At 30.4% G+C, this 9,381-nt stretch carries 10 protein-coding genes; 9 read left to right on the forward strand and 1 reads right to left on the reverse strand.

Annotated features, from left to right (window positions below):
* Positions 1 to 70 precede the first annotated feature (70 nt).
* Genes rfaD through CRU95_RS15900 form a run of 8 tightly spaced genes read left to right on the forward strand, consistent with a single transcriptional unit; the run spans position 71 to position 7,942 of the window.
* Positions 71 to 1,081, forward strand: coding sequence for an ADP-glyceromanno-heptose 6-epimerase (gene rfaD, locus CRU95_RS15865; RefSeq protein WP_129102089.1), 1,011 nt, complete (start codon positions 71 to 73; stop codon positions 1,079 to 1,081).
* Complete coding sequence (rfaE1, locus tag CRU95_RS15870; protein WP_129102090.1) at positions 1,081 to 2,511, forward strand: D-glycero-beta-D-manno-heptose-7-phosphate kinase; 1,431 nt, start codon at positions 1,081 to 1,083, stop codon at positions 2,509 to 2,511. Before rfaD ends, rfaE1 begins: the two co-directional genes overlap by 1 nt.
* A 1-nt stretch (position 2,512) precedes the next feature.
* The gene (gene gmhA, locus CRU95_RS15875) at positions 2,513 to 3,085 is read left to right on the forward strand and encodes a D-sedoheptulose 7-phosphate isomerase (RefSeq protein WP_129102091.1); all 573 of its coding nucleotides are present in this window, start codon (positions 2,513 to 2,515) and stop codon (positions 3,083 to 3,085) included.
* Positions 3,086 to 3,628: an adenine phosphoribosyltransferase gene (locus CRU95_RS15880; RefSeq protein WP_129102092.1), complete on the forward strand. Its 543-nt coding sequence runs from the start codon at positions 3,086 to 3,088 to the stop codon at positions 3,626 to 3,628.
* The gene (gene trpB / locus CRU95_RS15885; protein ID WP_258238741.1) at positions 3,628 to 4,839 is read left to right on the forward strand and encodes a tryptophan synthase subunit beta; all 1,212 of its coding nucleotides are present in this window, start codon (positions 3,628 to 3,630) and stop codon (positions 4,837 to 4,839) included. The genes CRU95_RS15880 and trpB overlap by 1 nt, the downstream gene beginning before the upstream one ends.
* An 8-nt stretch (positions 4,840 to 4,847) precedes the next feature.
* Positions 4,848 to 5,543, forward strand: a complete 696-nt coding sequence (locus tag CRU95_RS15890) for a DedA family protein (protein ID WP_129102093.1) — start codon at positions 4,848 to 4,850, stop codon at positions 5,541 to 5,543.
* A complete protein-coding gene (locus CRU95_RS15895; RefSeq protein ID WP_129102094.1) occupies positions 5,524 to 6,942 on the forward strand; it encodes a leucyl aminopeptidase in 1,419 nt (472 codons plus the stop codon). The genes CRU95_RS15890 and CRU95_RS15895 overlap by 20 nt, the downstream gene beginning before the upstream one ends.
* 55 nt (positions 6,943 to 6,997) lie before the next feature.
* Positions 6,998 to 7,942 carry an aldolase catalytic domain-containing protein gene (locus tag CRU95_RS15900; RefSeq protein ID WP_258238742.1) on the forward strand — a complete coding sequence of 315 codons (945 nt, stop codon included), beginning with the start codon at positions 6,998 to 7,000 and terminating at the stop codon, positions 7,940 to 7,942.
* 31 nt (positions 7,943 to 7,973) lie between these two features.
* Here CRU95_RS15900 and CRU95_RS15905 read toward each other — a convergent pair whose 3' ends face one another.
* The gene (locus tag CRU95_RS15905) at positions 7,974 to 8,396 is read right to left on the reverse strand and encodes a DoxX family membrane protein (RefSeq protein WP_129102096.1); all 423 of its coding nucleotides are present in this window, start codon (positions 8,394 to 8,396) and stop codon (positions 7,974 to 7,976) included.
* Positions 8,397 to 8,539: 143 nt separating this feature from the next.
* On the opposite strand from CRU95_RS15905, the gene CRU95_RS15910 reads away from it, so the two are divergent.
* Entirely contained in the window at positions 8,540 to 9,088 is a 549-nt protein-coding gene (locus CRU95_RS15910; RefSeq protein WP_129102097.1) for a pyridoxamine 5'-phosphate oxidase family protein, read from the forward strand.
* Positions 9,089 to 9,381 lie beyond the last annotated feature (293 nt).

A 9,381-nucleotide genomic window follows, 5' to 3' on the forward strand; every position in this document is an offset into this window, starting at 1 on the left:
TCTGATTTTATTATAAAACCGTAACTTAATTTTCGATAGAATAAAGCCCATTTATGTAAAGTAGGTAAATATGAAATATACAGAATATGATTTTAATGAAAAAACAATATTAATTACAGGAGCCGCAGGATTTATTGGTTCTAACTTATGCTTTTATTTTCAAAACAATTATCCAAATTCAAAGATTATTGCTTTAGATTCATTTAGAAGCGGTGAAACTTTAAGTAATGGTAACTTGAAGTCTTTTGGACACTATAAAAACTTATTAGGTTTTACAGGAACAGTTATTAGTGGGGATATCAATGATAAAGAACTATTAAATCAAATTGATGAAGATTACGAATTTGATTTTATTTTCCACGAAGCTGCTATTTCAGATACGACTGCAAGTGAACAAGACTTGATGGTAAAAACAAATGTTAATGCCTATGAGGATTTATTAAAAATGGCAATTAATCATAATGCAAACATGATTTATGCAAGTAGTGCAGCAACTTATGGTGATGCAGCTTCTCCTCAAACAGTTGGAAATGAAAACCCTGGAAATGTTTATGGTTTTTCAAAACTTATGATGGATAATATTACTTATGATTATTTAAAAAAAGATCTAGATATCTCTATTGTAGGTCTTAGATACTTTAATGTGTATGGTCCAAGAGAATATTATAAAAATAAAACAGCTTCAACTGTAATACAATTTGGGCATCAAATATTAGCTGGTAATACGCCAAAATTATTTGAAGGTAGTGATAAAATACTTAGAGATTTTATTTATATAGAAGATGTAATTCAAGCAAATATAAAAGCAGCAACTCCTAAAAAAAGTGGAGTTTATAATGTAGGAACTGGAAAAGCTAGATCTTTTCAAGATATTGCTGATATTTTACAAAAAGAGTTAGGTACAAATTTAGGAACAAATTATATTCCAAATCCATATATTGGACAATATCAATTCCATACAGAAGCAAATATTGAAGATACAAAAACTTATTTAGATTATGAGCCAAAGTATGAAATGGAAGATGGAATAAAAGATTATATCTCTGAGATAAAAAGAATTTATGAGGTGGAAGTTAAATAATGGAAAGAATTTTACAAAATGAAAAAAAACCAAATATATTGGTTATTGGTGATTTAATGGTTGACCACTACCTATGGGGAACTTGTGATCGAATTTCACCAGAAGCACCTGTTCAAATTATTGATATACAAAATGAGACAAAAGTATTAGGTGGAGCTGGTAATGTTATTAGCAACCTTTTAAGCCTTGGTGCTGATGTTGGTGTTTTATCCGTTGTTGGAGATGATAGTGTTGCAGAAGAGGTAAAATATTTGATTGATGCAACAGATGCCAAAAGTTTTTTAATACTTCAAAAGGGAAGAAAAACTTCTAAAAAATCTAGAATTATGGCGTCAAAATCACAAGTTGTGAGATATGATCATGAGAGTAAAAATAATATCTCATTTGAATCAACTGATAAAGTATATGCAAAATTACAACAAATAGTTAATGGCTATGATTTAATTTTATTATCAGATTATGGAAAAGGTGTTTTAACAAATGATTTAACACAAAGAATTATTAAAATAGCAACATTAAATAATAAAAAAGTAATAGTAGATCCAAAAGGCAAAAGCTACGCAAAATATGCTGGAGCATATTTTCTAACTCCAAATAAAAAAGAAGCAGAAGTAGCAACGGGAATAAAAATAGATTCTGAAGATAGTCTAAGGGATGCACTTAAAGAACTTCAAAAAATAGCTAGTTTAGAAATGTCAGTAATCACTTTAAGTGAAGATGGTATTGCTGTTTTAAAAGACAAAGTTGTAACAGTTAAACCTACTGTTGCAAAAGAAGTATTTGATGTAACAGGTGCTGGTGATACAGTTTTAGCCTCATTAGGCTATGCTTTAGCTATGACTGAAGATATTTTTGCAGCTTTAGAGTTTGCAAACTTAGCAGCAGGAGTAGTTGTTGGAAAACTTGGAAGTGCAACAGTAACTCTTGATGAAATAGAAGATTATAAAGCAACACTACATAAAAGCTCAATAGACCTGCATATTAAAACAGTTAAAGAGATAAAAAAAGTAGCAAAAAGATTAAGAAAACAAAATAAAAAAATAATCTTCACAAATGGTTGTTTTGATATTTTACATAAAGGTCATGTATCATATTTAAATAATGCAAAAGCCTTAGGTGATGTATTAATAGTAGGTTTAAATTCAGATGATAGTGTAAAAAGATTAAAAGGTGAAAATAGACCTATAAATAATCATGATGATAGAGCATATATTTTATCAGCATTAGAGTGTGTTGATTATGTAGTAATTTTTGATGAAGATACACCTTATGAATTAATAGAAAGAGTAAAACCTGATATTTTAGTAAAAGGTGCTGATTATGAAGGTAAAGAAGTAATTGGCTCAGATATTGCAAAAGAGACAGTTTTAATTGATTTTGTAGAAGGTAAAAGTACAACTTCAACAATTGAAAAGATTTTAGGTAAATAATATGAAAAAAACAATTCAAAAAGAGTTTCAATCACATTTAGAAACAATTCAAAAAGTAATTGAAACGATGAGTGGGCCTTTAGAAAAAGCTTCAAAATTAGCAGTTGATACACTAAAAGCCGGAAATAAAATATTAATTTTTGGAAATGGTGGAAGTGCAGCTGATGCACAGCATATTGCAGCTGAACTTACAGGTAGATATAAAACTGAAAGAAGAGGGTTACCAGGTATTGCTCTTACAACAGATACAAGCGCACTAACAGCTATTGGAAATGACTATGGTTATGATAGAGTTTTTGATAGACAAGTTGAGAGTTTAGCAAATGAGGGTGATTTACTTATAGGTATTTCAACTTCTGGTAATTCAAAGAATGTAATAAATGCTTTTGAAGTAGGGAAAGATTTAGGTTGTAAAATTATAGGACTAACAGGTCGTGATGGCGGAGAAATGGATTCTTATTGTGATGTTAACTTAATAGTACCATCAAACGATACACCAAGAATACAAGAAATGCATATACTATTTGGACATACAATTTGTCAATTGATTGATGATGCATTCGAAGGGAACTAGATGAGTTTAACGCAAGAGCAAAGAGATTTAATTTTTAATTCTATAAGAGATATAAAAGATTTTCCAAAAGAGGGAATAATATTTAAAGATATTACAACTTTATTAAATAATAAAGAGGCCTATAAAACTTTGATGGATCATTTTGAAGAGAGATATAAATCTTATAATTTAGACTATATTGCTGGTATTGATTCAAGAGGTTTTATATTTGGGGCTGCACTTGCTGATAGACTTGGTATTGGTTTTGTTCCTGTTCGAAAAAAAGGAAAATTACCAGGAACTACTGTTTGTGAAAAATATGAATTAGAATATGGCTTTGATGAGGTAGAAATCCATCTTGATGCTTTTCCTATAAAAGATGCAAGAGTTTTATTAATAGATGATTTAATCGCAACAGGAGGTACTGCTAATGCTGCTGCAAAACTTATTAAACATGTTAATGCACAATTAGTTGAAGTATGCTTCTTATTAAATCTGAAATTTTTATCTGGGGATAAAAAAGTAGCTGAACATGCCCCTGTTTATTCAGTATTGGAGATATAATGCAAGAAATATATATACCTAAAAAAAGTAAATTTGATCCAGATGAAAATGGACATTTTGGTGAGTTTGGAGGGAGATATGTTCCTGAAACATTGATGCCAATTCTACTTGAACTTGAAACTGAGTATAAAAAATACAGATTTGACAAAGAGTTTTGGACAGAAGTAAATGAGCTTCTAAGAGAGTATGTAGGAAGAGAAAATCCTTTATATCATGCAAAAAATATCTCTGAAGAAATTGGTGCAAAAGTTTATCTAAAAAGAGAAGATTTAAACCATACAGGTGCTCATAAGATAAACAATGTAATTGCACAAGGCTTATTGGCTAAAAAACTTGGAAAAACAAAAGTTATTGCAGAAACTGGTGCTGGACAACATGGAGTTGCAAGTGCAACTATTGCTGCGCTTTTAGGTTTAGAGTGTACAGTATTTATGGGTGCAAAAGATGTAGAAAGACAAGAACTTAATGTATTTAGAATGAAACTTCTAGGTGCTAAAGTTGTAGCCGTTCAATCTGGAAGTAAAACTTTAAAAGATGCTATGAATGATGCAATTAGATATTGGGTTACAAATGCAAGAGATACTTTTTATATAATAGGAACTGTTGCTGGTCCCCATCCTTATCCTATGATGGTAAGAGATTTTCAAGCCGTTATTGGTTGGGAAGCAAGACGACAAGCTATACAAAAAGATGGAAGATTACCTGATTTCGTATTAGCTTGTATTGGAGGTGGTTCAAATGCCATTGGTATTTTTTCTCACTTTTTAGAAGATGAAGAAGTGACATGTATAGGAATAGAAGCAGGAGGACTTGGAACAAACACAGATAAGCATGGTTGTTCTTTAGATAAGGGAAGTCCAGGAATTCTACATGGACAGTGTTCTTATTTACTTCAAGATGAAGATGGACAAGTTTTAGAAGCACACTCATTTTCAGCAGGTCTTGATTATCCAGGAATTGGACCAGAACACTCTTTTCATAAAGATAATAAAACTGTGCAATATGATTCTATTACAGATGAAGAAGCACTTGATGCTTTTGTATGGTTAAGTAGAAAAGAGGGAATTATTCCTGCTTTTGAAAGTGCTCATGCAATAGCATACTTAAAAAAAGCAAAAGAGAAATTTCAAGGGAAAACAGTGATTGTGAATTTATCAGGTCGTGGAGACAAAGATATGGTTCAGGCAAAAGATTTATTAAATTTTGAATAGGAAAGTTTTTGAGAAATAGACTAAAAAACAACTCAGGTAAAATACTTTTTTTAGTAGTAGTAATATTCTTTTCTTTTATTGCTTACGAATTATACAAGGCACCCGTTAGCGGATTAGAAGATAAGTTTTTATATTTATTAAAAGCATATGGGTATATTATCCTTTTTGCTTGGTCTATTTTAGAAGGTGAACTAGGATTAATAATGGCTGGACTTATGGCTCATGATGGTTCTATGCACCTTTATTTAGCTATTTTTGTAGCTGGACTTGGTGGTTTTGTTGGTGATCAGATCTATTTTTATATTGGTAGATTTAATAAAGCCTATGTACATAAAAAGTTTTCAGGTCAAAGAAGAAAATTTGCTTTAGCACACCTTTTATTACAAAAGTATGGATGGCCAATAATTTTTGCACAAAGATATATGTACGGAATGAGAACAATTATTCCTATATCTATTGGGCTTACCCGATATAGCGCTAAAATGTTTGCTTTTATAAATATTCTTAGTGCTTGGTGTTGGGCTGCTATTACAATAATTCCTGTGTGGTATTTTGGAGAAGAGATTTTAATTGTGATAAAATTTGCAAAAGAACATTGGTATTTTGCAGCACCATTTGCCGTTTTAATAGGTGGTGGAATAATTTATTATTTTAACCAAGCATCAAAAAGAAAGGAAAAAGTTAATGAAAATAACCCTAAGTAATGATAGCATCAAAAAATTAGACACAGCAGTTGAGATAAGTATTGTTTTAAATTTGGAAGATGTAAATAAATATGATAAAGAAATTTTAGATGATTTAAACTTTAAAGCAAAAGATGAAGAAGTAGTATTTTTAGTTGAATCAAAAAAAATATATGTAGGATGTGAAGAAGAGTCTTATGATGCAATTGCAATTGCAATATCAGCAGCGATGAAAAAATTTAATTCAACAAAATATAAAGATGCAAAAATAGAAATTTTTGGTGAAGAAAAAGAGGCTTTAAAGGCTTTAGTTGAAGGTGCCATTTTAGGATCTTATACTTTTGATAAATATAAAAGTAAAAAAGAAAAAGAGTTAAAAAAAGAGTTAATTATTTGTTGTAAAGTTTCTAAAGAGTTAGAAGAAGTTTTAGAACAATCAACTCATATTGCAAATTCAGTTAATAAAGTTAGAAATTTCGTAAATACAACTCCACAAGACTTTTACCCAGAAGTTATGGCAAAAGAGGCAAAAAAAGTTGCAAAAGAAAATGACATAATTTGTAAAGTTCATGGTGAAGAGTTCTTAGAAAAAAATGGAATGAATGCAATGCTAAGTGTGGCAAGAGCAAGTGTTCATGAACCAAAACTTATTCATATGGCATATAAACCAAAAGATCCAGTTAGAAAAGTGGTACTTGTAGGTAAAGGTTTAACTTATGATTCAGGAGGGTTGTCTTTAAAACCTGCTGATTTTATGGTTACTATGAAATCAGATAAAAGTGGTGGTTGTGCAGTTATTGGTATTTTAAATGCTGTTGCAAAACTAAACTTACCAATTGAAGTTCATGGAATCATTGGTGCTGTTGAAAATATGATTGGTGGAGATGCTTATAAACCAGATGATGTACTTGTGGCTAAAAATGGTAAGACTATAGAAGTGCGAAATACAGATGCTGAAGGTAGACTTGTGCTTGCAGATTGTTTATGTTATGCCCAAGATAAAATCAAAGATTTCGATTATATCTTTGATTATGCAACTCTAACTGGTGCTTGTGTGGTAGGTGTTGGTGAATACACAACTGGAATCATGGGTAATAATACAGTTTTAAAAAGAGATGCAGTTTGCAATGCCTTAAACTCTGGGGAATATGCAACAACTTTACCATTTAATAGATTTTTGAGAAAAACTATCAAATCTGAGATTGCTGATATTTGTAATATTGCTAATACAAGATATGGTGGGGCAATTACAGCTGGGTTATTTTTAGATAATTTTATATATGATGAAAATAAAGATAAATGGTTGCACTTTGACATAGCAGGACCTGCATTTGTAGAAAAAGCTTGGGGATATAATCCTCATGGTGCAAGTGGAGCAGGGGTTAGAATGACAGTTGAGTTCTTGAAGAACTTATTGTAAAATAAAAAAAAGCTAGGGGGATTATAGAAGGATGATTGAGAAAAAAGGTTCAATATTGTCAGTAAGAGAAGACATAAAAGTATTTGATTGTACGATTAGAGATGGGGGATTGGTAAATAACTATCACTTTACAGATGAGTTTGTAAAAGCTCACTATGAAACTTGTGTTGCTTCTGGTGTTGACTATATGGAAATAGGGAAAAATAATTCTCCTTCTATTATGAGTGAAGATGAATTTGGGGCTTGGAACTTCTGTAAAGAAGAAGATATAAGAAGAATAGTTGGTGAAAACAATACAAATATGAAAATAGCAGTTATGTCAGATATTGGTAGAACTGTACCTTCTGAATTACTTCCAAAAAGTGAAAGTGTTGTTGATATGATTAGAATAGCAACATATATCCATCAACTTCCAGCAGCCATTGAGCTAATCGAAGAAGCTCATGCAAAAGGTTATGAAACAACTGTAAATATTATGGCTATATCTAAATCTTTTGATGATGAGTTAAACGAAGTATTAGAGCAACTAAGTAAAACAAATGTAGATATTATTTATATTGCTGATAGTTTTGGTTCTTTTTATCCTGAACAAATTAATAAACTTACAGAAAAATACCTAGCTTATGCAGAAAAAACTGGTAAGAAAATAGGTATTCATGCTCACAATAACTTACAACTAGCATACGCAAATACAATCGAAGCTATGATGTATGGAGCAAGTTTTTTAGATGTGACTATTTCTGGACTTGGACGTGGAGCTGGAAATTGTCCCCTTGAACTTTTAATTGGTTTTCTAAAAAATCCAAAATACAAAATGATGCCTGTATTGAAGTTCATTGAAGAGTATATTGTACCTTTAGAAAAAGAGCTTGATTGGGGATATAGTATTCCATATATGTTAACTGGTCAGTTAAACGAACATCCAAGAGCTGCTATGAAAGCAAGAGATGAGGGTGATACAAAATATAGAGAGTTTTATAGAAATTTACTAGCTGAATAAAAGCAAAATGAAGAGTTAAACTCTTCATTTGTCATATTGCTTTTACTTCTTTTCTTTGATTTATTTCATTTTGATAAATCAAAATTCCTGCTAAAATAAATACCACATTTTTTACAATATATTGTCCTACAAGTGTAAAGGCATATGGTGCATGGGTAAATGAAATATCTGGTAAGATAAATAATGGTGTAAAAGTACAAATCATATGTGTTAGAAATAAAACAACCACATATCTTGTATATATACCAAAAATAAACCCTATACCAACAGTAACTTCCCAAATAGCTAATAGTTTGATTGATAAGGTATCATTTATCAATCCAAAAAACAGTTTATGAATAGTCGTAATTGCTAAGTCTTCTGCAGGACTTAATTGAGGGAAGAATTTTAACATCCCATACCATAAAAATATAATACCAAGTGAAACTCTTATTAGCTTTATCGTTTTTTCCATTGTCATTCCTTATAAAAAAAAGGATTATAAAACAAATAAACTTTAGTATTAATTAATATTCATTATCATTATTGTTAAATATTTTTTATCAAAATAAAAGATAATTAATCTTAAACTCTTAACTTGATTGTTAAAGGAAATTTATGGCAAATATTACTGATAAACTTAGTAAACTTGATATAGAGTTTATAAAAAAACAAAAGATGTTTTTTGTCTCAACTACTCCAAAAGATGGGAAAATAAATCTTTCACCAAAAGGTTTAGATGATACTTTTAAGATAATAGATGAAAATAAAATTTTATGGTTAAATTATTTTGGAAGTGGAAATGAAACGGCTGCTCATTTATTAGAAGATAATAGAATGACTATTATGTTTTGCGCTTTTGAGGGTGCACCAAATATTCTAAGGCTTTATTGTAAAGCAAAAGCGATACAAAAAAAAGATGATGCCTGGGAAGAATATATCTCTCACTTCTCTACAAAAAGAGCAGCAAGACAAGTTTTTGAAGTAACTATTGAGAATGTAAATAACTCATGTGGTAAAGGTGTTCCTTTATATGACTTCATAGGTCAAAGGGATGAGTTACCTATTTTATATAATAAAATGAGTGAAGAGGAACATGTTGCTTATATGAAGAAGAAAAATGTGCTTAGTTTTGATGGGAAGGAAACTAAGCTTTTTGAGGATTAAAGATGCTCTTGAAGAGGTAAACTCTTCGCTTTCTTACTTTTTGATATCGAAAAAGTAAGCAAAAAAGACTGCCGAATTGATGAAGGCAAAGCTTCCTTCCAGTTATATATTTATTTTCTGCCCTGTAAAACTCACTAAAGAGTGCATTTAGCACTCTTCTTAACGTTTGTATAATTAATTTATCACTCAAGTAAGTAGTACAATTTTATTATAGAGTCGGTTAGATGTAGATTGATTTTAACAGGAAGCCATTATATTTAATGAGCTTGTGTTTGAGCTAAATTGCTAAACTG

Source organism: Arcobacter sp. F2176, from assembly GCF_004116465.1.
Lineage (GTDB): Bacteria > Campylobacterota > Campylobacteria > Campylobacterales > Arcobacteraceae > Arcobacter > Arcobacter siniprincipis.